This is a genomic window from Halomonas sp. SIMBA_159 (assembly GCF_046536035.1).
GTDB classification, from domain to species: domain Bacteria; phylum Pseudomonadota; class Gammaproteobacteria; order Pseudomonadales; family Halomonadaceae; genus Vreelandella; species Vreelandella venusta_A.
In genome coordinates this window covers 1-278 of the sequence record NZ_JAWJBT010000420.1, presented here as the reverse complement: position 1 = coordinate 278, position 278 = coordinate 1, and the positions used below count along the sequence as shown (strand labels likewise).

Genomic DNA, 278 nt, shown 5'->3' with positions numbered 1-278 from the left:
CAAGTTGCTTGTCGGTGTTGACGATCACCTGGCCGGGCTGGCCGCGCCCGGCCAGCAGCGCGACCGCGCAGCGGCCCACCGCCAGCGGGCTGAACCATTCGGCGCAGGCCTGGCCTTTGTCCGACGGATCACACACCGGCTGTTCGACCTGCAGCAGCTGCACGCGCACGCCCAGCGGCTGGGCCTCCTCGTGCAGCACCTGGGCGAGCATGCGGGTGGCCGAACCGGTCACCGAGGCCTCGCCATGGCCGGCCCACGGCCGCAGCGCGCAGGGGCTG

The 278-nt window shown here is 73.4% G+C and carries 1 protein-coding gene; it reads right to left on the bottom strand.

Annotation, left to right across the window (positions count from 1 at the left end):
- Window positions 1–232, bottom strand: a 232-nt coding sequence (locus tag R0J87_RS19870; protein WP_498888409.1) for a hypothetical protein, incomplete at its 3' end; no start/stop codon positions are given.
- Window positions 233–278: the final 46 nt, after the last annotated feature.